General features: G+C 65.1%; 19 protein-coding genes. 14 read left to right on the top strand and 5 right to left on the bottom strand.

The genetic code is table 11. From position 1 onward, the window contains the following. Window positions 1–67: 67 nt before the first annotated feature. From ACQPZ2_RS10235 to ACQPZ2_RS10220, 4 genes are all read left to right on the top strand, one after another. Complete coding sequence (locus ACQPZ2_RS10235; protein WP_433525321.1) at window positions 68–1,693, top strand: acyl-CoA synthetase; 1,626 nt, start codon at window positions 68–70, stop codon at window positions 1,691–1,693. 140 nt (window positions 1,694–1,833) lie between these two features. Then, window positions 1,834–3,492, top strand: coding sequence for an acyl-CoA synthetase (locus ACQPZ2_RS10230; protein ID WP_433525320.1), 1,659 nt, complete (start codon window positions 1,834–1,836; stop codon window positions 3,490–3,492). A gap of 133 nt (window positions 3,493–3,625) precedes the next feature. Further along, window positions 3,626–4,189 carry a hypothetical protein gene (locus tag ACQPZ2_RS10225; protein ID WP_433525319.1) on the top strand — a complete coding sequence of 188 codons (564 nt, stop codon included), beginning with the start codon at window positions 3,626–3,628 and terminating at the stop codon, window positions 4,187–4,189. Between the two features lie 159 nt (window positions 4,190–4,348). Then, window positions 4,349–5,794 (top strand): PepSY-associated TM helix domain-containing protein, encoded by a 1,446-nt coding sequence (locus tag ACQPZ2_RS10220; protein WP_433525318.1) that lies wholly within the window; start codon window positions 4,349–4,351, stop codon window positions 5,792–5,794. Window positions 5,795–6,195: 401 nt separating this feature from the next. Here the strand turns inward: ACQPZ2_RS10220 and ACQPZ2_RS10215 are convergent, their stop codons facing one another. Continuing rightward, on the bottom strand, window positions 6,196–6,786 hold the full coding sequence (locus tag ACQPZ2_RS10215; protein WP_433525317.1) for an ADP-ribosyltransferase: 591 nt from the start codon (window positions 6,784–6,786) through the stop codon (window positions 6,196–6,198). 417 nt (window positions 6,787–7,203) lie between these two features. Between ACQPZ2_RS10215 and ACQPZ2_RS10210 the strand changes: the two genes are divergently transcribed. Then, window positions 7,204–7,968, top strand: a complete 765-nt coding sequence (locus ACQPZ2_RS10210; RefSeq protein ID WP_433525316.1) for a DUF6319 family protein — start codon at window positions 7,204–7,206, stop codon at window positions 7,966–7,968. Here the strand turns inward: ACQPZ2_RS10210 and ACQPZ2_RS10205 are convergent. The 3 genes from ACQPZ2_RS10205 to ACQPZ2_RS10195 are packed head-to-tail and all read right to left on the bottom strand — an operon-like array spanning window position 7,965 to window position 10,749. Further along, window positions 7,965–9,536, bottom strand: coding sequence for a diguanylate cyclase domain-containing protein (locus tag ACQPZ2_RS10205; protein ID WP_433525315.1), 1,572 nt, complete (start codon window positions 9,534–9,536; stop codon window positions 7,965–7,967). The two genes, ACQPZ2_RS10210 and ACQPZ2_RS10205, sit on opposite strands and share 4 nt — an antisense overlap. Beyond that, on the bottom strand, window positions 9,536–10,162 hold the full coding sequence (locus tag ACQPZ2_RS10200; RefSeq protein ID WP_433525314.1) for a hypothetical protein: 627 nt from the start codon (window positions 10,160–10,162) through the stop codon (window positions 9,536–9,538). The genes ACQPZ2_RS10205 and ACQPZ2_RS10200 overlap by 1 nt, the downstream gene beginning before the upstream one ends. After that, entirely contained in the window at window positions 10,159–10,749 is a 591-nt protein-coding gene (locus ACQPZ2_RS10195) for a pyruvoyl-dependent arginine decarboxylase (protein WP_433525313.1), read from the bottom strand. Before ACQPZ2_RS10195 ends, ACQPZ2_RS10200 begins: the two co-directional genes overlap by 4 nt. Before the next feature lie 173 nt (window positions 10,750–10,922). Between ACQPZ2_RS10195 and galK the strand changes: the two genes are divergently transcribed. The 4 genes from galK (at window position 10,923) to ACQPZ2_RS10175 (ending at window position 15,474) form a co-directional block, all read left to right on the top strand. Continuing rightward, entirely contained in the window at window positions 10,923–12,059 is a 1,137-nt protein-coding gene (galK, locus tag ACQPZ2_RS10190; protein ID WP_433525312.1) for a galactokinase, read from the top strand. Window positions 12,060–12,198: 139 nt separating this feature from the next. After that, window positions 12,199–13,905: a sodium:solute symporter family protein gene (locus ACQPZ2_RS10185; protein ID WP_433527385.1), complete on the top strand. Its 1,707-nt coding sequence runs from the start codon at window positions 12,199–12,201 to the stop codon at window positions 13,903–13,905. 12 nt (window positions 13,906–13,917) lie between these two features. After that, window positions 13,918–14,172, top strand: coding sequence for a hypothetical protein (locus ACQPZ2_RS10180; protein WP_433525311.1), 255 nt, complete (start codon window positions 13,918–13,920; stop codon window positions 14,170–14,172). A gap of 72 nt (window positions 14,173–14,244) precedes the next feature. Next, on the top strand, window positions 14,245–15,474 hold the full coding sequence (locus ACQPZ2_RS10175; RefSeq protein ID WP_433525310.1) for an epoxide hydrolase family protein: 1,230 nt from the start codon (window positions 14,245–14,247) through the stop codon (window positions 15,472–15,474). On the opposite strand, the gene ACQPZ2_RS10170 is transcribed toward ACQPZ2_RS10175, so the two are convergent. Next, entirely contained in the window at window positions 15,471–16,091 is a 621-nt protein-coding gene (locus tag ACQPZ2_RS10170; RefSeq protein ID WP_433525309.1) for a TetR/AcrR family transcriptional regulator, read from the bottom strand. The genes ACQPZ2_RS10175 and ACQPZ2_RS10170 overlap by 4 nt on opposite strands. Window positions 16,092–16,245: 154 nt before the next feature. Between ACQPZ2_RS10170 and ACQPZ2_RS10165 the strand changes: the two genes are divergently transcribed. From ACQPZ2_RS10165 to ACQPZ2_RS10145, 5 genes are read left to right on the top strand one after another with little or no spacing between them, the layout of a single operon-like run. Further along, on the top strand, window positions 16,246–17,613 hold the full coding sequence (locus ACQPZ2_RS10165; protein ID WP_433525308.1) for a flavin-containing monooxygenase: 1,368 nt from the start codon (window positions 16,246–16,248) through the stop codon (window positions 17,611–17,613). A 10-nt stretch (window positions 17,614–17,623) separates the two neighbouring features. Next, window positions 17,624–18,763, top strand: coding sequence for a serine hydrolase domain-containing protein (locus tag ACQPZ2_RS10160; RefSeq protein WP_433525307.1), 1,140 nt, complete (start codon window positions 17,624–17,626; stop codon window positions 18,761–18,763). Beyond that, window positions 18,763–19,803 carry an NAD(P)-dependent alcohol dehydrogenase gene (locus ACQPZ2_RS10155; RefSeq protein ID WP_433527384.1) on the top strand — a complete coding sequence of 347 codons (1,041 nt, stop codon included), beginning with the start codon at window positions 18,763–18,765 and terminating at the stop codon, window positions 19,801–19,803. The genes ACQPZ2_RS10160 and ACQPZ2_RS10155 overlap by 1 nt, the downstream gene beginning before the upstream one ends. A 20-nt stretch (window positions 19,804–19,823) precedes the next feature. Further along, on the top strand, window positions 19,824–21,503 hold the full coding sequence (locus ACQPZ2_RS10150; protein WP_433525306.1) for a class I adenylate-forming enzyme family protein: 1,680 nt from the start codon (window positions 19,824–19,826) through the stop codon (window positions 21,501–21,503). Window positions 21,504–21,507: 4 nt separating this feature from the next. Further along, window positions 21,508–23,250, top strand: a complete 1,743-nt coding sequence (locus ACQPZ2_RS10145) for an N-acyl-D-amino-acid deacylase family protein (protein WP_433525305.1) — start codon at window positions 21,508–21,510, stop codon at window positions 23,248–23,250. Window positions 23,251–23,318: the final 68 nt, after the last annotated feature.

The following is a 23,318-nucleotide window of genomic DNA, read 5'->3' as shown; positions in this document are numbered from 1 at the left end:
AGACAGAACGATTGTTCAGATCGCTTGGGCGAGTGCCGACGCGAGTTGCTGGTAGAGGTGGTCGACGATGAAGTTGGCGCATGCGCTGGAGGTTGCGAAGGCATTCGGGGTGCTGCGGGCACGCGGGGTCAGCGATCCCAAGAAACCACTGGAAACGTTGCGGACGGTGAAGGAATCGCGGGTCTATGGGCCGCAGGCGACCTTGATCCGGCATTCGGCCCGCATCGTGCCCGATGCCCCGGGGCTGGTCGACGAGCGCGGCGAACTGACCTACCGGCAATTGGACGAGCAGTCGACCGCGATCGCGCGCGGGCTGCGACAGGCGAATCTGACCGAGGGGTCCGTGGTCGGTGTGCTGGCTCGCGACCATCGCGGTCTCATTCTGGCCATGGCCGCGGCGGGCAAACTCGGCGTGCGGGTCGCGCTGATGAATACCGGCTTCGCCAAACCGCAGTTCGCCGAGGTCTGCGAGCGTGAGAAGGTCAAGGCCGTCCTGCACGACAGCGAGTTCCTCGGCCTGCTCGACGCGTTGCCGCCGAGTCTGCCGCGCTACCTCACCTGGGTCGACGAGGGCACCGAATTGCCCGAGGGCGCACAGACTCTCGACGATCTCATCGCCGCCAACTCGACCGCGGACCTGCCCGCACCGTCCAAGCCCGGCGGCTTCGTCATCCTCACCAGCGGCACCACCGGCCTGCCGAAGGGCGCACCGCGCAGCAAGGTGACCCCGCTGGCCACCGCACAGATGGTGGACCGAATCCCGTTCCCGGTCAGGGGAACTCAGGTCATCGTGTCGCCGATCTTCCACAGCACCGGCCTCGGCACCTACCTGGTGGCCTCCGCGATGAGCAATAAAGTGGTGGTGCGCCGCCGTTTCGACGCCGAGGCCACACTGAAGATGGTGGCCGATCACAAGGCCGAAATGCTGGTCGCGGTGCCGACCATGCTGCACCGGATGACCGAACTGGCTCCGGAGATCCGCGCCAAGTACGACACCACCTCGCTGAAATGCATTCTGCTCGCGGGTTCGGCGCTGTCGCCGGAGTTGTGCGTCAAGGCAACGCAGATCTTCGGTCCGGTCCTGTACAACCTGTACGGCTCGACCGAATGCGCCGTCGCCACCGTCGCGAACCCGGACGATCTGGCCAACGCGCCGGGCACCGTCGGCCGCGCGCCGATCACCTGCGAGGTCCGGCTCTACGACGACAACGACAAGCAGGTCAACGCGATCAACACCACCGCGCGCATCTTCATCCGCAGCGGTGCGCCGTTCGAGGGCTACACCGACGGCAGGCATAAGCAGATCATCGACGGCTATATGTCCAGCGGCGATGTCGGCCATTTCGACGGGCAGGGCCTGCTGATGGTGGACGGCCGCGATGACGACATGATCGTCTCCGGCGGCGAGAACGTCTTCCCGCAGGAAGTCGAGAACCTGCTGCTGGAGCGGCCTGATGTATTCGATGCGGCCGTCGTCGGCGTCGACGACGCGGAATTCGGCAAGCGCCTGCGCGCCTTCGTGGTCCCCGAGGCCGGTCACTCCCCCGACGGCGAGGAGATCAAGGCCTACGTCAAGGAGAATCTGGCCCGCTACAAGGTGCCGCGCGAGGTGATCTTCCTGGACGATCTGCCCCGCAACCCCACCGGCAAACTGCTGCGCCGGGTGCTCGTGGAGTACGAAGTCAACGCTTAGACCTGGGCCGTAGGGACAACTGAGATACGTGACACAGCGAGTCACAGATGCTTGCTATTGTTAGCGGCAGCACTGGATCTCGAAGTTGCGGTCCACACCACCCCCGGTCCCGGTGGGTGGATCGCGGAAGGCGTTGACGAATGTCCCTATCCCTGCCTGCGCTCAATGACTCCGTCCGGAAGGCGGGCGATTTCGCCCAGGGCGTGAATGTCATGGTCAAGCGGCGCTTGTTCAATCCGCTCCGACCCGATCACGCGGCGCGGTCCGCGTTCAATGTGCTCAAATTCGGCCCGTTCGCCGGTGTCGTCATGCACGCGGCGCAGACCAGACCGGATGCGGCGGCCATCGTCGACGAGCGCGGCGAGGTGAGCTTCGGCGAGCTCAACGAGCAGTCCAGTGCCCTGGCTCGCGGGCTGGAAGCGCAGGGAATCAAGCCTGGTGACGTCGTCGCGCTGCTGGCGCGCGACCATCGCGGCATGGTGCTGAGCCTGCTCGCGACCGGCAAGCTCGGCGTGCGCACGGTGCTGATGAATACCGGCTTCGCGAAACCGCAGTTCGCCGATGTGGCAGCGCGCGAGAACGTCAAGGCCGTACTGCACGACAGTGAATTCCTCGACCTGATGAGCGCGATCCCGGCCGAGATCCCTCGGGTGCTCACCTGGGTGGACGAGAAGGACAATGTCGATCCGTCGGTCTCGACCATCGAATCGCTGATCAAGGCCCGCTCCACCGCGCCGCTGCCCGCGCCCGCCAAGCCCGGCGGCATGGTCATCCTGACCAGCGGCACCACCGGCACGCCGAAGGGTGCGCCGCGCGACCGGGTCAGCCCGTTCGCCTCGGCCCAGTTCGTCGACCGCGTGCCGCTACCCAATAACGGGACCATGATCATGGCCGCGCCGATCTTCCACGGCACCGGACTTTCCCAGTTCACCCTGGGCCTTGCCCTCGGCAACCGGGTGATTTTCCAGCAGCGCCGGTTCGATCCGGAGAAGACGCTCGCGAATATCCAGCAGTACCAAGCGGATTCGCTGGTCGTGGTGCCGACCATGCTGCAACGCATCCTCGATCTCGGCGACGAGGTGCTGGCCGAGTACGACCCGCGCACCATCAAGGTGATCTTCGCGGCCGGTTCGGCCATCGCACCCGATGTGGTCACCCGCACCCTCGACTACTTCGGCGACAGCCTCTACAACCTGTACGGCTCCACCGAATGCGCGGTCATGACCGTCGCGACACCGGAGGATCTACGCAAGGCCCCGACCACCGCGGGTAAGGCCCCGGTCGGCATCCGGATCGTGCTGCTGGACGAGAACCGCAAGCCGATCACCGAGCCGAATGTCACCGGGACCATCTTCGTGGACAACGGTTTCGCCTTCACCGGCTACACCGACGGCCGCACCAAGGAGATCGTGGACGGCATGATGTCCAGCGGTGACGTCGGGCATTTCGATGCCGACGGCCTGCTCTACATCGACGGCCGCGACGACGACATGATCGTCTCCGGTGGCGAGAACGTCTTCCCGCTCGAGGTGGAGAACCTGATCGCGGGCCGCGACGACATCTTCGAGGCCGCGGTAGTCGGCGTGGACGATCGCGAATTCGGAAAGCGGTTGCGCGCCTTCGTCGTTCCCGGCCCGGAGTCCAAGCGCGATGCGCAGGAGATCAAGGATTACGTCAAGGCGAATCTGGCGCGATACAAGGTGCCGCGCGAGGTGGTCTTCCTCGACGAGCTGCCGCGCAATGCGACCGGTAAGTTGCTACGCAAGCCGTTGATCGAGATGGAAATCGACGCGGACTGATTCGAGGCCGAGCCGCACACCTGCGAATTCGCCGGGTGTGCGGCTTTTGCTTTTCTTCCAGCTGGAAACTCGATACATCCCGGCCGCCACTCGGGTGGGAATCGGCGGGTAATTCGTCGGTTATCATCAGCGCGTGAGTATCGAGTTCGGCCCGGCCGCTGCGGGGCATCGCAGCGCCGTCGCGCGGGTGCGCGGCGCATGTGCCGGTTCGATCTCCGGTGCCATATCCGTTGCGGCACATGGGTGGGCCTCCGGTGGGATGCCGCCGAGCAGTACCACGCTCGCGCTCCTCGTTGCCGCTTCCGCGGTTGTCGGCGCGCTGGTCGCCGGGCTCGCACCGCTGCGCGATACCTCGATCGGGCTGATCTCGGTGCTCGTCGGGGGTCAGCTGCTCGGGCACGTCACCATGGGCTGGGGTTCGGGGCATATGCATCACGGCGATGCCCAGCTCACGCCCGGTATGGTCGCCGCGCACCTCGTCGCGGCCGTGCTCGCGGCGGTGGTGATCCGAGGTGCGGAGACCGCATATCGAATCGGTTGTGCGGTGCTTTCGCGGGTGCTGCCGTTGCGGTATCGTCCGCCCGCAATACCAGGGCCGGTGCCGCTGCGCCTGACGCATCGCGATCGTGTGATTCTGCGCATATTCGCGACGGAATCACTACGCACACGCGGTCCGCCGCTGGCGTTCGGTAGCTGATTTTCCTTACCCGGTGCATGGGCTCGGCTCGTGCGTCGTCGTTTTCGCGCAACATCTTTCGCTGATGAGATTCCGCAGCCTCATGCGAATTTCTCGCGAATCACGTTGTCGTGCACTCGACCATTCCCGGGTTCTTCCGAACTCCAGAAACGAATAACCATGAGCATTACGGACGCCAGTCCGCCGGATGCCGAATCGTCGGCTCCGGCAAAGGAAATACGGTCGCGCAACGGCCTCTATCCACTCGCGATGCGGTTGCATTTCTATGCGGGCATCTTCGTCGCACCGTTCATCCTGATCGCCGCGGTCACCGGAGCGCTCTACGCCATCTCCCCGACCCTGGAATCGATTACCTCGCACGACCTGTTGAAGGTCGAGGCGAACGGCGAGATGCGGCCGCTGTCCGAACAGGTCACCGCTGCCGTCGCCACCCAGCCGAATCTGAAGCTGGTCGCGGTGGCGCCCGCACCCGAGGCCGACGACACCACCCGCGTGCTGTTCGACGACCCGTCGCTGGGCGAGTCCGAACGGCGTGCGGTCTTCGTGAATCCGTATACCGCGCAGCCGGTCGGCAGCGATGTGGTCTACGGCAGTTCGGGTGCGCTTCCGATGCGCACCTGGATCGATAGGCTGCATCGGGATCTGCACCTGGGCGAGCCCGGACGCGTATACAGCGAACTCGCCGCCTCCTGGCTGTGGGTAGTGGCGCTGGCCGGTCTGGTGCTGTGGATCCGTCGGGTGCGCGGACGCCGCAGCCGCAACTCCGCCGCCTGGCTGCTGGCACCGGACGGTTCCCAAAAGGGGCGTGGCCGTTCGATGAGTTGGCATGGGGCCGTTGGTATTTGGATCATGCCGGTGATCCTGCTGCTGTCGGCGACCGGGATGACCTGGTCGACCTATGCCGGTGCGAACATCACCGAACTGCGCGAGCAGCTCAGCTGGACCACACCTGCCGTGAGCACCGCACTGCCGGGTGCGGCCACGCAGGAACACGCCGGCGGCGAGCACCACGGCGGCGGCCATACGCCCGCGCCGGTCGATGTCCCGACCCGGATCGCGCAGCTCGACGGGGTTTATGCGGCGGCCCGCGCCAATGGCGTCACACAGGGTTCCGAGATCGCCATTCCGGCCAAAGCCGGCGCCGCATTCGCGGTGAAGGAACGGCGCATGCCGGGCACCTACACCGTCGATGCCGTCGCCGTGGACGGCGCGACCGGCGCGGTCACCGACAAGCTCGCCTACGCCGACTGGCCGATCATGGCCAAGCTCACCAACTGGGGCATCCAGTTCCACATGGGCCTGATGTTCGGGCTGCTCAACCAGTTGCTGCTGCTCGCGGTGATGATCGGGCTGATCGTCGTGCTCGTGCTCGGCTACCTGATGTGGTGGAAGCGTCGTCCGACCCGCGGTGCCGCGCGGTTCGCCATCGGACGGCCACCACGTCGCGGCGCAATGCGCCAGACCTCGCCGTGGCTGGCGGCGCCCATCGTGGCGGCCGCACTGGTTGTCGGCTGGTTCGTGCCGCTGGTCGGGCTGAGCCTGCTCGCCTTCCTAGCCGTCGACATCATCGTCGGCCTAGTGGCGGGCAAGCGCGCCACGGCCTAGTGCCGCGGGTTGTTCCTGAGGTCCGATTCACGTGCCGCGCACGTCATCGCGCCGCATGTGATGTGCGGCGCCGGGCGAATGCGCGCGGGACGCACCAACTGGAACTGCCGGAGCGTGAGGGGCTCCGGCAGTTACCACCAGCCCTTAGTATGGTTGTAAACGACTGCCGCACAACCGAATACGAGCGCCCCACCCGGTCACAACCAGGCGGGGCGCTCGTATCTGCTGGAACGCTGCCAGAATCTGGGGACTTCAGTCCCGCTTGCGTCCCGCGGCCTTGGTGTCAGACTCAGAACGCTTCTTGACGCCGAGAATCTTCTCCGCTTGACGACGGCGCGACTGAACCTGCTCCGGCGACAACTTCACGCGCACCGGATGCAACACATCTCTCGTAAGCGCACTCACAGCTCGCCCTCCATCACAACGGCGTATATGCGCCACATACTACGCGCGGCGTCGAAGGCTACGTCAACAATGAAGTAGCTCCGTGCGTCGATGATCAGTACCTCGCGCTCCTCTGGTATCTCGGCGAGTTCACCGAGCCTGAGGGCGGGGGTGCCTACGGGCACGATCAGGTCGAGAATCACTGGGTCGATATGCCTCTTCGAGTGCGGCGGTATCGCTGCACCACTGGTCGACAGAAACCCGGCTTCCCTGAACTCGACGTCGACAAGCGCTCGTGCCGACGCCTCATCGCTCAGCCCGTAGATGGCCGCCTCGGTCTCCCGAGTGACTCGCACGGTTTGCGGCAGTGGATATTTTCGCAGGCCCGACCGTATCGCTTCGATCCGACGGTCGAGTTCGTCTGTCATCGGGATCGTCTCGCGCATGGCCTGATTGATCCGTTCGTATCCACCGAGTGCATATGCCTCGATCACGTCGCGCTCAGTATCGTTCAATCGATCGGCGCTCTGCCCAGCGAGCACTGCCGCGGCCAGCGGTATCGCGTCGAAACTGTCGTGAGCATCGGCCACGCCTGGATTGTTCCGCATCGACGGGTGCTGTGGTTCAAATCCGGTGCAGCTCAGTGTGATCGATGCCGTTGCACCCCCGGAACATTCGCGGCTGAACAGCCTGGAGCAAGTCGCCTACGACCACACCACCTGGCAATGGGATGCCGCTCAATTACGCGAATTCACCGGCCGATGCAGAGTTGGGCCCCCGCGCTCACGGGTCTTGCCGAGCACGAAGACAGTCCACCGATGAGTTGTCCATCGCAGATCGTTGCGCTCATGCGGATCCAAGTACGAACATCGGTGAATACCGCCGCAGGATCGTTGCCGTAAGTTCGCTGGGGTTCGGAGTTCTGGCCGATCCTGGGTGGATTCGGTGGTGGCCTGTGTATCTGTCGGTGGTGTGCGGCATCATCTGTGCACGCAGCCATCCACGAATACCGCTCGGAGTTCACCATGCCGTCCCCACGAACGAAACCACAGCCGTTGTCGGACACTGAGATTCAGCAGATCGCCACGGACATCGCCGGCGGCCGCCCGCCGATGGTGTGGTTCACCGCGGCCGCGGTGGGCGTGCCGGAGGGACGGTCCGGCAAGGTGGTCGAGATCGGTGATCGATCCGAAAGCGACTTCCTGCGGGTCAAGCCGACCGGATCGAAGGATGTACTGTCCTTTTCTCCGACCGAAGTCACGTTGACCAAGCCGCCACGGGATAAGGCGGCAACCACAAGCTCTGCCCAGCCGAAGTCGACAACCAGGAAGGAATCCACTGTGACCCAGCCGTCGACCTTGACGAGCACCGCGACACCGGCCCCCCGGCCGGCCCCGAGCCCGACCCCGCCCGCCCCGGCCCCGAAACCCGTTGCCGCCGCGGCGGAACCGGCCAAACCCGCGACACCCGCAGCCACCGCGAAGCCCGCGGCGAAGGCGACGACCGCCGCGCGGAGCAAGGCGAAGGCGCCGGAGGTCACGGTGACGCTCACCGGTACCGCGGACGGCGAATGGTCGGTCGATGTGGTCAGCGGCAAGAAGAAGTCCGTGCGCGGTCTGCCGGTGACCAGCTCCGCGGTGGCACAGGCGGCCAAGGTGCTGCATCCGGAGGTGGCCGAGGTGGTTGCCGGAATCCTGGAGGCGGCCCGGGTGGTCCAGGAGTCCAAGGTGCAGCAGTTACAGGCCGAGTTGGAGGAAGCGCGGCGACTGCTCGACGAGCTCTCGGACTAGACCGCGGTGCTGGCGGATTTTCCGTTGGCGTTGTGGGAGCGGCCGCTCGGGCGCCAGATCCGGCGTCCCGAGTCGGCGGTGTTGTGCCGCGGTTCCGCACCGTGGCGCAGATCGTCGTGGAAGGCGTAGCCGAGCGAGTACTCCTTCGCGTGGTACATCGCCGAATCCGCGTCCCGGATAAGGTCGTAGATGGTGTCGTCGGAGCTGCGCGGACTGCCGCAGGCCAGGCCGACACTCGCGGTGATCGGAATTTCGCCCGCGCTCAGCTCGAACGGCCGAACGAAGGCGCCGAGTAGTCGCTCCGCGAGCATGGCGGCCTCCTGTCGATCCACCGTGGCGAGCACCACGAATTCGTCGCCGCCGTAGCGGGCCACCACATCGTCGCGCCGGATGATGTGCCGGATCCGGGATGCCGCGTTCGCGATCAGCTCGTCGCCGACCGCGTGGCCGTAGCTGTCATTGACCATCTTGAAGCCGTCGAGATCGATGAACAGCAGACACAGCGGCTGCTCGATCCAGTGCTCCTGATTGCGATTCAGCGCGCGCAGCAGCGCGGACCGGTTCAGCAAGCCGGTGAGCATGTCGTGATCGGCCTGGTACTGCGCACGCCGTTCACTGCGCGCACTGCGGACAATCGCGCGCTCGCTACGCACCAGCACGCCGATGAGCAGCAGCGCGCACAGTGACGAGACAACCACCCGATCGAGGGTGTCCAGACTGGAGCCGACCACCGGAATCAGCGAGGCCACGATCAACGCGACGGCGATGACGCTGGCCCGCTGCCGCGAGTGGTGCGGGTGGATGTGCCGTGGCGCACCGAGACTCGCCATGGTCGGATGCAGCGCGGCGACACCGACGATCGGATAGGCCACCAGCAGCGGCACCAGCAGCAACTCGTGCACGACGGGTGCGCGCCCGACGGCGTCGAGGCTGTACCCGAAATCGCCGATCAGCACGGCGATCAACCCGACGTGCAGCAGACGCAGCGAGGTCTCCGAACGGGTCGCGGTCGCCATCGAATGCGCGACCAGGGTCAGCAGCAGAGCATCGAGCACCGGATAGGTCGCGGCCACCACAGTGTTCGCGGTGGTGTCGTGCGACTGCAGGATCGGTGAGATCAGAAAGGTCCACGAGGCCAGTAGTGCGCCGAGTCCGATGAGCGCCGAGTCGAGCAGCAGATCGTAGTTGGGCCGGGCCTGGCGCGGGCGCAACCACAGCGCCGCGGCCACCCCGGTGCCGAAATAGCCTGCGAGAGTGAACAGGTCGTCGACCGGGTGCAGCGCGTGGCCGTCCACCTCGCGGATGGCCGTACCCACCGCGAACAGCACGGCCGAGGCCGAGAGCAGATACCAGGGCACCGGCCGCTCGGGACGATATCGCCGCAGGCCGATAAAGATCATGGTGAGCGCGCCGAGCACCACGGCAGCCATGGTAATCAGCGACAACGGCCGGACGTCGATGCAGAGCAGCACCGCGAGACCGATTGCTGTCAGCGCGAGAATTACTGTGCACCACCGCATTTCGAGGCGGTGCCGAACGATGGTCGGCTGCTCTTCGCGGACGGTCATCAGCCCCCCTTGGTCGCTCCATCCCCAGTGAACCGCGCCGCGTAGTAGGTCTGTGAATCCTCCACCGCGACTTCGACGTTCGCCTCTTGCTCATCGAGCACCGCTCGAATGCTGTCGGCGAAGGAAAACCGAGTGTTGTTATACGAGCAGATGTCCCAACCGACCGCTGCGCGCTCGGCCACCAATACCTGGACAACTGATTTGATCATGGCATGAAACGCCGCCCCTTGTCGGGCACTTGGCGCAACAAGGGTGAAACCCGCGTAGTAGATCGCATCGCGCGCCGCATGCTCGGGATAACGGGCGGCGAAATACTCCGGACTGATCCACGGGACGGTCTCGAGATGTTTGGTCAAAGTCGTCACGCCGATGGGGTCGCCGGTCGCGGTGCGCGCGACGTGTTTTGCGACCCGCGGGTCGATCATCTCCTCGCGGAATTCCGATCGATGCAGGACCTGCCTGGCAACGGCCTTGGTACGCAAGGGTCCGAAGGCCTCTTCGTACAGCAGGTGGAACATGTCGATCCGGTCGTCCGGAATGGTCGATTCGATCGTTACTTTCAGCTCAGGCAGCCCACCCGTCGCCCGACCACGACACCCCATGGAATCGCTGCGCGATGCTGTCATTGTCGACCCCACGGTGTCGTGTGGTACGCCGCGAGCACCAGCGCGCAGGTCGGCGTGCCATCGGAGCGTGCCTCGGTGGTGCAGAGTTGAATCGGGCCGAAGCGTTGCGGCCGGTTGCGGGTCATATCGGTCAAACTCGCGCGAATCAGCGTCGCGACCTGCGCGGCCGTCTCCGCCTCGTGCTCGACGAAAAGTCCGGCGCCGGAACCGTCGTCGCGCAGCGCCCAGCCGATGCCCGCGCCCGCGCGTTCGCCCGCCGCATTCGCATGCTGCGCGGCGTAGACACAGTAGAGCCGATCACCCCAGGGAATCGGCTTGCGGACGCGACCGTTTCGGACCAGAACGGCGCGCGGTGGAATGACCGATGACAGGCGGATCAAGTTGGCATCACCTACTCCCAGGTCACGCAGTGCCGCATCGAAGGCCGACATAGCCGTCGGGCCTACCCCCGTCGCCGCGCTGATCTCGATCGTCAGTGGAGCTCCGGAGTCACGCTGATCGCCGCGGTCCGGCCTGCCCATGGGCGGGAGTAGTCGATCGATCCACTGCAGCCCGAGCAGGCCGCCGCGTGGGGTTGTCTGAATCATAATGCCCTCCCATAACCATCGGCCGGATTTTTTAGGCCGGTATTGCGTCAAAACCGACTGTGCGTCAAGGCGATCGATCACGCATCCGAGCGGGGTGAAAGACGTGCTCCGGAGGCGTGTCTCGTAGGGTGTGGTGCCCAGGGTCGCTGGGATGACATGCGTGGGCACTGGCAATGCGACGAAGCGAGGAATTCGTGCCGAAGTGGGTGGCGCCGGGGCGGGTCAACATCATCGGTGAACACACCGATTACAACGACGGTTTCGTGCTGCCGATCGCATTGCCGCTGGTAGTCGAGTGTCGGGCGGAAGCGCGAACCGACGGCCGTGTCCGGGTGGTCTCGCGACAGCGGCCGGGTGAGACGGTGCTGGTCGCGGTGAGCGAGCTTGCCGCCGAACGGGATCGGGTGCCCGGATGGTCGCGGTATCCGCTGGGCGTTGTGTCCGAATTCGCCCGGCGCGGTTATGCGCGCGACGGCATCGACCTGGAGTTGGACGGTGCGGTGCCGATCGGCGCCGGATTGTCGTCCTCGGCGGCGCTGTCGTGCGCGGTTGCGGTCGCGCTGCGAGATCTGTTCGCGCCCACCGTCACCGATCGGGAGTTGATCGACCTGGCCCGCGCCGCCGAGAACGACTACGCCGGGGTGCCGACCGGACTGCTCGATCAATCCGCATCGATTCTGTGCACGGCGGGGCATGCGTTGTTCCTGGATGTGCGGCGTCTGGTCGCGCACGACGGTGTCGCGCACGAACAGATTCCGTTCGATCTCGATCGATTCGGGCTGGAGCTGTTGGTGATCGATACCGGACAGCCGCACGCGCTGATCGATGGTGGTTACGCGCGGCGGCGCGCCCAATGCGAGGCGGCCGCCGCGGCACTCGACGTACCCGCGCTGCGTGATATCGAATCGCCGGCCGCCGTGGACCGCATCGGCGATGCGGTACTGCGGCGACGGGCACGACACGTGGTGACCGAGAATGCGCGAGTGCTCACGATTGCCGAAAAGTTGCGAGGCGGTGCGGATCCGCGCGAGATCGGGCCGATCCTGACCGCGGCGCACGAGTCGCTGCGCGATGACTTCGAGGTTTCGACACCGGCACTGGACGCCGCGGTATCCGCCGCGCTCGACACCGGGGCGCACGGCGCGCGCATGGTCGGCGGCGGGTTCGGCGGCAGCGTGATCGCGCTGGTCGATCGGGACGACACCGCGTCGGTCGCCGACGCGGTGCGAGATCGGTTCGCGCGATCGGGTTTCGAGGTACCGCGCACGTTCGTGGTCGTCGCGGGAGCGGGTGCACACCGCATCGTTTGAGCAACCGCTCAACTTTTGTGCGTGATTGTGCCGCGCGCGTGCGGCACAATCACGCACAGTAGAACGCGAGACGTCCGGTTTCATCGCCTGGAGGGACGACGCTGTGCCGCTTGCCGATTCGACCGTTTTCACATCGGCGCTGGATGCCGTCTCGGTACACGCCGAGACGACACTGCGCCTGGACGCGCAGCCCGTCGACTATGCGCTGGTAGCGCTGTATTTCATCTTCGTAATCGGGATCGGTCTGCTGGCCAGGCAGCGGGTCTCGTCGAGTATCGACTTCTTCCTCTCCGGACGATCGCTGCCCGCCTGGGTGACCGGTCTCGCCTTCATCTCCGCCAATCTGGGCGCGGTCGAAATCATGGGTATGTCGGCCAATGGCGCCGAATACGGCTTCCCCACCTTCCACTACTTCTGGATCGGCGCGGTCCCGGCCATGCTTTTCCTCGGCGTGGTGATGATGCCGTTCTACTACGGCTCCAAGGTGCGCAGTGTGCCGGAATTCATGCGGCGGCGCTTCGGTACCGGCGCACATCTGGTGAACGCGTTGAGTTTCGCGATCGCGCAGGTGCTCATTGCCGGGGTGAATCTGTATCTGCTGGGTTCGATTCTGAATGTGCTGCTCGGCTGGCCGCTGTGGGTGTCGGTGATCGTCGCCGCGGTGATCGTGCTCTCCTACATCACCCTCGGCGGATTGTCCGCGGCGATCTACAACGAGGTGTTGCAGTTCTTCGTGATCGTCGCCGCGCTGCTGCCGCTGACGCTGGTCGGTCTGCACAAGGCGGGTGGCTGGGATGGGCTGCGGGACAAGGTGACCGCTTCACCCGGCGGTGGCGCGCAGTTGGAATCCTGGCCGGGCAATGCGCTCAGCGGATTTTCCGATAACTTCCTTTCGGTGGTCGGCATCGTCTTCGGCCTCGGATTCGTGCTCTCGTTCGGCTACTGGACCACCAACTTCGTCGAGGTGCAGCGCGCACTCGCGACGCATTCCATTTCGGCCGCGCGGCGTACCCCGATCATCGGCGCGTATCCGAAGATGTTCATTCCGTTGATCGTGGTGATTCCCGGCATGATCAGCGCGGTGCTGGTACCGCAGATGAGCGAGTACAAGGCGGCGGAGACGACGGGTTCGAACTACTCCGGTGATGCCACCTACAACCAGGCGCTGCTGTATCTGATGAAGGACGTGCTGCCGAACGGACTGCTCGGCGTCGGACTCGCCGGATTGCTTGCGGCATTCATGGCGGGTATGGCGGCCAATATCTCCGCCTTCAATACGGTGTTCAGCTATGACCTGTGGCAGCAGTATGTGCGGCGGGATCGGCCGGACGGGTACTACCTGAACGTCGGTCGGCTGGCCACGGTCGGCGCGACCGTGGCGGCGATCGGAACCGCGTTCATCGCAGGCAATTTCAGCAATATGATGGACTATCTGCAGACGCTGTTCAGCTTCTTCAACGCGCCGCTGTTCGCGACGTTCATTCTCGGTATGTTCTGGAAGCGGATGACGCCGACGGCGGGTTGGATGGGGCTGGTCTTCGGAACTGCCTCGGCGATAGTGGTTTTCATCCTGCACAAAACCGATGTCTTCGAATTGTCCGGTCAGGGTTCGAGTTTCGTCGCGGCCGGGGTGGCGTTCGTCGTGGATATCGTGGTCAGCGTGGCGGTTACCCAGGTGACGCAGTCGAAGCCGGATGCCGAACTGGTCGGGCTGGTGTATTCCGAGACGCCGAAGGAACTGCGACACGATCCGGACGAGGCGAGCCTGCCCTGGTATCAGCGGCCGGTGCTGCTCGCGGGGATTGCGCTGGTACTGGTCATCGCCCTGAATATCATTGTCGGATAAGGAGGCCGGTCGATGCTTTTCGATATCCGCACCATTGTCGGCGCGCTGCTGGGCAGTTATGCGGTCGTTTTGGTTGTGACCGGACTGGTACACGACACCGGAGCCGAGGAAGCCAAGACCGGCGGAGTGAATGTGAATCTCTGGGCCGGCCTCGGGATGGGAGCGGTGGCGCTGGCCTTCCTGGTCTGGGTGTTGTTGCGGCCGGTCGCGGTGCCGACCAAGGCGGACACGCCTGTCGGCGAGGAGGATTCCCCTCCTGAGGCATGACTCGGGCTCGCGATTTCGCCGGTGCTACGGTCGAGGCATCCGAGATTCGCGAAGCGGTTGCAGGAGAGATCTTTGAGCCACGCCGACCCGTTCCCGCTCCAGCCGTCACCGATTCACGTACCCGATGCGGTGCTCACCGATCTGCGACAGCGGCTCGCGCTGACGCGCTGGCCCGACGATGTGGGCAATGACGACCGCTACTACGGCGTAGACCGCGGCTACCTGCAAGAACTCGTCGAGTACTGGCAGCGCGAATACGACTGGCGCGAGGCCGAAGCCGCGATCAACGCCTATGACAACTACCTCGTCGACGTCGATGGCGTGCCGGTGCATTTCCTGCGCAAACCCGGTGTCGGCCCGAATCCGATACCGCTGATCCTCACCCACGGCTGGCCGTGGACGTTCTGGCACTGGGCCAGGGTCATCGATCCGCTCGCCGATCCCGGGGCGTACGGTGGCGATCCCGCCGACGCCTTCGATGTGATCGTGCCGTCTTTCCCCGGTTTCGGCTTCTCCAGTCCGCTCTCGAAGCATCCGGACATGAACTTCTGGAAGGTCGCCGACCTCTGGCACACCCTCATGACCGAAACCCTGGGCTACCCGAAATACGCCGCCGCGGGGTGCGATGTCGGCGCGTTGGTCACCGGTCAGCTCGGCCACAAGTATGCCGACGAGTTGTATGCCATCCACATCGGTTCGGGCCAGAAGCTGACTCTGTTCAACGGTGACCGAGGCTGGGACCTAACCGGCGGGCGTCCCATTCCGGACGGCCTGCCCACGGATGTCTACGACCGAATCATCGAGCTGGAGCACCGTTTCGGCGTCCACCTCGCCGCGCACGTCCTCGAACCGAGCACCCTGGCCTTCGGCCTCTCCGATTCACCCGCGGGCATGCTCGCCTGGATACTCCAGCGCTGGATGGCATGGAGCGACAACGGCGGCGATATCGAAACCGTCTTCAGCAAGGACGAACTGCTCACCCACGCGATGATCTACTGGGTCACCAATTCCATCGGTACCTCGATCCGCACCTACGCCAATAACAACCGGTACCCCTGGACCCCATCCCACGATCGCGACCCCGTCGTCGAGGCCCCCACCGGGATTACCTTCGTCGGCTACGAGAATCCACCCGGCGTCATCACCGCCGACCGCGTCGAGCACTTCCGCACCAGCGACCGCGGCCCTTGGTACAACCTCGTCAACCTGACCGCTTACGACCAGGGCGGCCACTTCATTCCCTGGGAAATCCCGGACCTCTGGACCCAGGACCTTCGCCGCACCTTCCGCGGCCGCCGCTAGGCGGGGGCTTGCAGGGCCGGAAACCAGATGTCGGTGAGGACTTCGGCGGCTTGCGCGGCGGAGACATCGATGGTGCCTTGCATGGCCCAGCGGGTGAAGAAGCGTTCCAGTTGGGCGACAAGGAGTTCCACGCGTAGGCGCGCCTCGTCGCGACGGTCTTCGGGCCAGCGGGCGAGGTAGGAGGTCATGGCATTGGGCAGGGCCAGAATGCCGCGGCGGGCGATTTCGCGGAATTCCGGCTCCAGTGCGGTGGCCTCGTCCCAGGCGGGCAGCAGGTCCTTGTATTCGTGGAACCAGGCGATGGCTCGGGTCACCCAGTCCACGAATTCCGCGCGAGAGCCGGTGTCGAGTACCCGGTCCAGATCCTCGTAGAAGTGCAGTGCGGTCGGCGCGGTGCTCTGTTCGGCGATGGCGCGCAGAATCTCCAGCTTGCTGCTGAAGTGCAGGTAGAAGGTGGCGCGGCTGCAACCGACGGCGGCGGCGATGTCGTCGACCCGGACCGCCGCATAACCCCGTTCGGTGAACAACGCCTTGGCGCCGTCCATCAGTCTGGCGCGGGTCTGCAGCTTCTGTTCGTCGCGCAGGCTCAGTCCGGGCGGGTTCGACTTGGTCGGCATGGTAGACATCATGTCATTCACTAGACAGCAAGTCTAGTCAGTGCTAATTTGTTGCCTACGTCACTCCACGTGCCGCAGGCGGCGCGGGATGGTTCGCCGCACCGGATCCGGTGCCGCCCACGTGACGGCAATCCTTCGGACGAGGACTACGGAATTGACTCACAGCAATCTGCCCCGGGTATGCGTCATCGGCGCGGGCCCCTCCGGAATCACCGCCGCAAAACGCCTGCAGGACTTCGATATTCCCTTCGAGGTCTTCGAGGCGAGCGATGAGGTCGGCGGCAATTGGTATTTCAAGAATCCCAATGGGATGTCGGCCTGCTACCAGTCGCTGCATATCGACACCAGCAAGTTCCGGCTCGCCTTCGAGGATTATCCGGCGCCCGAGGAATGGCCGGACTTCCCGCACCATTCGCAGCTGTTCCAGTACTTCAAGGACTACGTGGACCATTTCGGCTTCCGCGACAAGATCCTGTTCGATACCAAGGTCACCGCGGCCGAGCGGCAGGACGACGGCAGCTGGCTGGTCACTGCGAGCGATGGCCGGACCCGGGCCTACGACGTGCTGATCGTCTGCAACGGCCACCACTGGGATCCGCGCGTTCCGGACTATCCTGGCGAATTCGACGGCGTGCTGCTGCACAGTCACGCCTACAACGATCCCTTCGATCCGGTGGACATGCGCGGTAAGAAGGTCGTGGTGGTCGGCATGGGCAATTCCGGTCTGGATATCGCCACGGAACTGTCGCAGCGCTTCGTCGCCGAGAAGCTCACCGTGTCCGCGCGCCGCGGGGTCTGGGTGCTGCCGAAGTATGTGAACGGCAAGGTCGGCGACAAACAGAGTGTGCCGCCGTGGATTCCGCGCAAGGTGAGCCTGAAGCTCAAGCAGCGTTTCGTGCGCAAGTTCCGCGGCGATATGGAGTTCTACGGACTGCCGAAACCCGATCACAAACCGTTCGAGGCACATCCGTCGGCGAGCGAGGAGTTCCTGCATCGCGCGGGCTGTGGCGATATCGCCTTCAAACCGGCCATTACCGCCCTGGAGGGCACGCAGGTGCGCTTCGCCGACGGCAGCACCGAGGAGGTGGACGTCATCGTCTGCGCCACCGGCTATCACATCAGCTTCCCGTTCTTCTCGGATCCGAAGCTGGTGCCGGACGAGCAGAATCGCATCCCGCTGTTCAAGCAGATGATGAAGCCGGGTGTGGACAATCTGTTCTACCTCGGTCTGGCCCAACCGCTGCCGACGCTGGTGAATTTCGCCGAACAGCAGAGCAAGTTGGTCGCGGACTATCTGACCGGCAAGTACCTGCCGCCGTCGGAGGCGGAGATGACTGCCGCGATCGCGGCGGCCGAACAGCGTCGCACCGGACGGTATTACAACTCGCCCCGGCATACGATCCAGGTCGAGTTCGAGCCTTATGTGCGCGATATGAATCGGGAAATGGCAAGGGGTGCAAAGCGAGCCGCTGCCGCCGGCAATGCGCTGCCGGTGCCCGCCAGGGCGCTCGAGAACGCATGAGGGCGGCGCGATGACGACATCAGGATTCTGTGCCGATGAATTCGCCGGTGTGCGAGAAGAATTGGCCGACCAGATCGCCTCGGGTGCGGAGCTCGGGGCATCGATCTGCGTGACCGTCGACGGCGAACCGGTCGTCGATATCTGGGGTGGGCACCGTGATCTCGAGCGGACCGTGCCGTGGACCGAGGACACCCTGGTCAACGTCTTCTCCATCAGCAAGACCATGACCGCGCTGTCGGCGCTGCTGCTGGTGGACCGGGGCGAGCTGGATGTGCAGCAGAAGGTCGCACGCTACTGGCCGGAATTCGCCGCGAACGGCAAGGGCGATATCGAGATTCGCCATCTACTCGGCCACACCTCCGGAGTCTCGGGCTGGGAGCGGCCGATCGAGCTGCCCGATATCTACGACGCCGAGGCGGCGAGCGCGCGTCTCGCGAACCAGCCGCCGTGGTGGGAACCGGGCACCGCATCGGGCTATCACGCACTGAACTACGGGCATCTGGTCGGCGAAGTGATCCGTCGAATTACGGGCCGCACCCTCGGCGAGTTCTTCGCCGAAGAGCTCGCCGGACCGCTCGATGCCGATTTCCATATCGGCACCGCACCGGAAAATCATCACCGCATCGCACCACTCGTCCCGCCGCCGCTGCTGGAATTCGATATGGCCACGCTCGATCAGGACAGCATCCTGGTCAAGACGCTCACCAGTCCGCTGCTCGATATTCCGGAGGCCAATAGTGCCGCATGGCGGAAGGCCGAGATCGGCGCGGTGAACGGGCACGGCAATGCGCATTCGGTGGCGGCGGTGCAGTCACTGGTCGCCTGCGGCGGCGAGCTGCGCGGGCGAAGGTTTTTATCGGAGAAGACAATCGATCTGATCTTCGAACAGCAGTCCGACGGTGCGGATCTGGCGCTACTACTGCCGCTGCGCTTCGGCCTCGGTTACGGACTCCCCCAGCCGCAGACCGCGCCGGAGGTGCCCGGCGGGAAGGTGTGCTGGTGGGCCGGATTCGGCGGCGCCATCGTGGTCAACGATCTCGATCATCGAGTCACCTTCGCCTACACCATGAACAAGATGGCGCCGGGACTCATCGGCTCCGATCGTGCGAATGCCTATCTGCGCGCGGTGTTTTCGGTGGTGCGCGGATGATGCGGGCATTGCAGCTCACCGAACCCGGTGTGCTCGAACTGCGCAAGGTCGCGGTGCCCGCGATCGGGCCGACGGATCTGCTGCTGCGCGTCGGTGCCGCGGGTATCTGCCATTCCGATCTGCATGTGCTGCATATTCCGTTCAAGATGCGCGAGGATCCGCTGACGCTCGGGCACGAGGTGGCGGGCACCATCGAGGCGATCGGCAGCGATGTCGAGGGTCGGGTGGCCGGTGAGCGCGGCATCGTCTATCTCTGCTGGTCGTGCGGCGTCTGCCGAGAGTGTGTGAGCGGCAATGAGAATGTGTGCCTCGCCGCCGGACGTACCGCCATGCCGCCGTGTCCCGGACTCGGTCCGGACGGCGGTATGGCGGAGTACATCCGCATCCCCGCAAGCTCTTTCGTACCCATCGGGGAGCTGGATTTCCTGCAGGCCGCGCCGCTGGCCGATGCGGCGCTGTCCAGCTATCACGCCATCAACGGTGCACGAGAGCAGCTGTACCCCGGTTCTGTCGCGGTCGTCATCGGCATCGGTGGACTCGGCCATGTCGCGGTGCAGATACTCACCGCGACCAGCGCGACGCACGTGATCGCCGTCGACGTGAGCGAGGACAAACTCGCCCTGGCCGCTCGCTGCGGTGCGGCCGAGGGTCTGCTCTCCGGTGCCGACACCGCGCGCGAAATCCTGGACCGCACGAATGGCCGCGGTGCCGACGCGGTCTTCGACTTCGTCGGTACCGATGCGACCGCCAGGCTGGCGGTGGAATCGGTTGCCCCCAATGGCGCGTACCGCATGATCGGGCTCGGCGGTGGCGCACCGGAAATCACGGCTGGACCGGCGGGCGGTCCGGGCTGGCCGTGGGGTGCTTCGATCCGAAAGTCCTACGGCGGCACCAAATCCGACCTGATCAACTCCGTTGCCCTGGCCCAGTCGGGTCGGCTGACCGTCGAAACCGAACGCTTCGATCTGGTGGACGGCCGCGCGGCCCTCGACCGGCTGGAGCGCGGGCTCATTACCGGCCGCGCCGTACTTGTGCCCTGAACCACGAGGAAGTTCGTTCTATGACAAAGCCTTTCGATCCACAGGCAATGGCCGCGCGGGCCGTCGCGCGGCTGACCGGTCCCGGCGGACCATTCGAGATGACGGTCGAAGACGTACTCGGCGCGCCGATTCCGGTGATCAAGGACCGGGTCCGCGCACTGCGCGAAGTCCTCGCGGCCTCGGTCGCCCTGGGTGATCGCGACTACCTGGTCACCGAGGACCGGCGAATGTCCTACACCGAGCACGCGGCCGCCGTCGGCGCGCTGGCTCGTGCGCTGCGGGACCGGTACGGCGTCGAAAAGGGCGACCGGATCGGTATCCTCGCGGCCAACACCCCTGAATGGGTGGTGACGTTCTGGGCCGCACAGACGCTCGGCGCGATCGCGGTCGGCTACAACGCCTGGTGGATGCCGCGCGAAATCGCCTACGGCCTCGAGCACACCAGTCCGAAGGTCCTGATCGTCGACGCGAAACGCGCGGGTCAGGTGGCGCAGCTGGACGTTCGGGTTCCCGTGCTCACCATGGAGCACGACCTGCCCGCGCTGATCGCCGAATTCGGCGAAGGGGAACTACCGCATACTCCGGTGGACGAGGACGATCCCGCGATCATCCTCTACACCAGCGGCACCAGCGGCCGCCCCAAGGGCGCGGTGCATTCGCATCGAAACCTGGTGGCGGTCATCGACTATCACCGATTCAACGACGCACTCGCCGCCGCCTTCCAGGGTGGCGTCGACGACGGCAGTCCGAAGGGCCGCCGCTTCCTGCTCACCTCTCCGCTGTTCCACATCGCCAGCCTGCACAATCTGGTGCTGCCGCGGATGGTAACCGGCGATACCGCCGTCATCTACCAGGGCGCGTTCGATGCCGAGCGGATTCTGCGGCTGATCGAACGGGAGCGGATCAGCAACTGGGGCGCGATGCCGACCATGGCGAGTCGCCTGCTCGAAGTGGATCTGTCGAAGTACGATCTGACCTCGCTGGCCGCCTTCTCGCTCAATTCGGCACCGTCCTCGGCCGCACTGCAACAGCAACTGCGCGAACAGCTTCCGGTCGCCAAGACCGCGCTGGTGACCAGCTACGGCATGACCGAATGCAGTACCGCGGCGACCATTGCCGCACCGGCTGAACTCGCCGCCTTCCCGGATACCGTCGGCCGCCCGGTGATCGGGGTCGACCTGCAGATCCGCGATGCGCTCGGCGAACCCGTCGTCGAGGGCGTCGAGGGTGAGATCTGGGTGCGCAGCCCCTATGTGATGCTCGGCTACTGGGCGGACGAGGCCGCGACCGCGGCCGCCATCACGCCCGAGCGCTGGTTGCGCACCGGCGATATCGGTGTCCTGGAGCAGGGCCGACTCCGATTGTCCGGCAGGCGTTCGGATCTCATCCTGCGCGGTGGCGAGAATGTGTACCCGACCGAGGTCGAGCAGTGCCTGGACGAACATCCCGCGGTGCGCGAATCAGCCGTCGTCGGACTGCCCGATGACGATCTCGGCCAGGTGATCGCGGCACTGGTTGTCGTCGAGGACGACTCCGCCACAACGGAACAGGAGCTGGCCGAGTTCGCGAAGCAGCGCATCGCATACTACAAGGTGCCCGCAAAGTGGCGGATCACCACAACGCCCCTGACCCGCAATGCGACCGGCAAGGTCGTGCGGGCCGGGATCGCCGAAGCGCTGTCCGATTCCGCCGCGGAGTGAAGGCATGTACGACACGATCATCAAAGGCGGACGGTGGTTCGACGGCACCGGCTCGCCGTCGGCCGTCCGCCATCTCGGTATCCGGGAAGGTTCTATAGCCGCAGTTTCAGCCGAACCGCTCGACGAGACCGACTGCCCGCACGTCATCGATGCCGCCGGGAAATGGGTGATTCCCGGCATGATCGATATCCACACCCACTACGACGTCGAGGTGCTGCAAAGTCCGGCGCTCGCCGAATCCATCCGGCACGGCATCACGACCGTACTGCTCGGGTCGTGCTCGTTGTCGACAGTGCACGTCGACGCGTCGGACGCCGGTGATCTGTTCGGCCGGGTGGAGGCCATTCCGCGTAAGCACGTCATCGAGGCGATGGCCGAGATCAAGTCCTGGACTTCGGCACACGAATATGTCGAGGCACTGGAGGCACTCCCGCTCGGACCGAACCTGGCCGCCTTCATCGGACATTCCGATATCCGGGCTGCCGAGATGGGGCTGGATCGTGCCACCCGCAAGGAGATTCGGCCGACCGATGCCGAATTGACCTCCATGGCAGCGAAACTCGATGAGGCATTGGACGCGGGCTTTGTCGGCATGTCCTCCCAACAGTTGCTATTCGACAAGCTCGACGGCGAGGTCTGCCGCTCACGCACCCTGCCCTCGACCTATGCGACCGCCAGGGAACGCCGCGTGCTCAATGCGATCCTGCGCCGTCGCGGCCGCGCACTACAGGGCGGCCCGGATGTGGCCCGGCCACAGAGTCTGATCGCGATGGCGGCCAGCAGCCTGGGCATCTTCCGCAAACCGCTCAAGGTCAGCCTGCTGTCCGCGGCCGATATCAAGGCGATTCCCGCTGTCGCCCAGATCTTTCCGTTGATCGCGCGGCTGATCGATCGACTGGGCGGCGACTTCCGCTGGCAGCATCTGCCGGTGCCGTTCGAGGTCTACTCCGACGGTATCGATCTGCCGGTCTTCGAGGAATTCGGTTCGGGCGCGGCGGCACTGCACCTGTCCAACCAGTTGGAGCAGCGCCGGGAACTACTGCGCGACGAAGGTTATCGACGCCGATTCCGCAAGGATTACGACAAGAAGTTCGGGCCGCGGGTGTGGCATCGCGATTTCTTCGACGCCGAGATCGTGGAGTGCCCGGACGCTTCGGTGATCGGCAAGACCTTCGGTCGGGTCGGACAGGAGCGTGGTGGCCTGCATCCGGTGGACGCGTTCCTGGACCTGGTTGTCGAGCACGGTGGCAAAGTGCGTTGGCGCACAACCATCTCCAATCATCGACCGCAGGTGCTCGACAAATTCGCCGCCGATCCCGGTGTGCAACTCGGCTTCTCGGATGCGGGCGCGCACCTGCGAAATATGGCCTTCTACAACTTCGGGTTGCGGTTCCTGCGCAGGGTGTACGACGCCGAGCGCGCTGGCCAGCCGTTCCTGTCCCTCGAACGCGCGGTGCATCGCATCACCGGTGAACTCGCCGACTGGTATGGCATCGACGCGGGCCACCTGCGTCCCGGCGATCGCGCCGATCTGGTCGTCATCGATCCCGCACATCTGGACGAGGCCGTCGAGACCTACGCCGAAGCACCGATCGCCGTATTCGACAACCTGTCACGCATGGTCAACCGCAATGACGCGACGGTGGTCGCGGTGCTCGTCGACGGGGAGTACGTCTTCGGCGGCGGCGTGGCGGAACCTGCCCTCGGCACTCGTCGCACGGGTCGCTTCCTCCGGGCGGGTGCCTGACCTCGCAGTACCGATTGCCCGCCGGCAATTCGCTTCGCCGCCGGATCCGCGCTACCTTAGCGTTACTG

This window comes from Nocardia pseudovaccinii (assembly GCF_050942345.1).
Lineage (GTDB): Bacteria > Actinomycetota > Actinomycetes > Mycobacteriales > Mycobacteriaceae > Nocardia > Nocardia pseudovaccinii.
Note: the sequence above shows the minus strand (reverse complement) of the source record. Positions and strands in the feature narration are given on the sequence as shown.

Coding starts and splice junctions, on each gene's coding strand:
- galK (WP_433525312.1), top strand. CDS start 10,923: ATGCGACGAAGCGAGGAATTCGTGCCGAAGTGGGTGGCGCCGGGGCGG.
- ACQPZ2_RS10180 (WP_433525311.1), top strand. CDS start 13,918: ATGCTTTTCGATATCCGCACCATTGTCGGCGCGCTGCTGGGCAGTTAT.
- ACQPZ2_RS10150 (WP_433525306.1), top strand. CDS start 19,824: ATGACAAAGCCTTTCGATCCACAGGCAATGGCCGCGCGGGCCGTCGCG.
- ACQPZ2_RS10195 (WP_433525313.1), bottom strand. CDS start 10,749: ATGATTCAGACAACCCCACGCGGCGGCCTGCTCGGGCTGCAGTGGATC.
- ACQPZ2_RS10160 (WP_433525307.1), top strand. CDS start 17,624: ATGACGACATCAGGATTCTGTGCCGATGAATTCGCCGGTGTGCGAGAA.
- ACQPZ2_RS10200 (WP_433525314.1), bottom strand. CDS start 10,162: ATGACAGCATCGCGCAGCGATTCCATGGGGTGTCGTGGTCGGGCGACG.
- ACQPZ2_RS10230 (WP_433525320.1), top strand. CDS start 1,834: ATGTCCCTATCCCTGCCTGCGCTCAATGACTCCGTCCGGAAGGCGGGC.
- ACQPZ2_RS10220 (WP_433525318.1), top strand. CDS start 4,349: ATGAGCATTACGGACGCCAGTCCGCCGGATGCCGAATCGTCGGCTCCG.
- ACQPZ2_RS10170 (WP_433525309.1), bottom strand. CDS start 16,091: ATGCCGACCAAGTCGAACCCGCCCGGACTGAGCCTGCGCGACGAACAG.
- ACQPZ2_RS10145 (WP_433525305.1), top strand. CDS start 21,508: ATGTACGACACGATCATCAAAGGCGGACGGTGGTTCGACGGCACCGGC.
- ACQPZ2_RS10210 (WP_433525316.1), top strand. CDS start 7,204: ATGCCGTCCCCACGAACGAAACCACAGCCGTTGTCGGACACTGAGATT.
- ACQPZ2_RS10235 (WP_433525321.1), top strand. CDS start 68: ATGAAGTTGGCGCATGCGCTGGAGGTTGCGAAGGCATTCGGGGTGCTG.
- ACQPZ2_RS10155 (WP_433527384.1), top strand. CDS start 18,763: ATGCGGGCATTGCAGCTCACCGAACCCGGTGTGCTCGAACTGCGCAAG.
- ACQPZ2_RS10205 (WP_433525315.1), bottom strand. CDS start 9,536: ATGACCGTCCGCGAAGAGCAGCCGACCATCGTTCGGCACCGCCTCGAA.
- ACQPZ2_RS10215 (WP_433525317.1), bottom strand. CDS start 6,786: ATGCGGAACAATCCAGGCGTGGCCGATGCTCACGACAGTTTCGACGCG.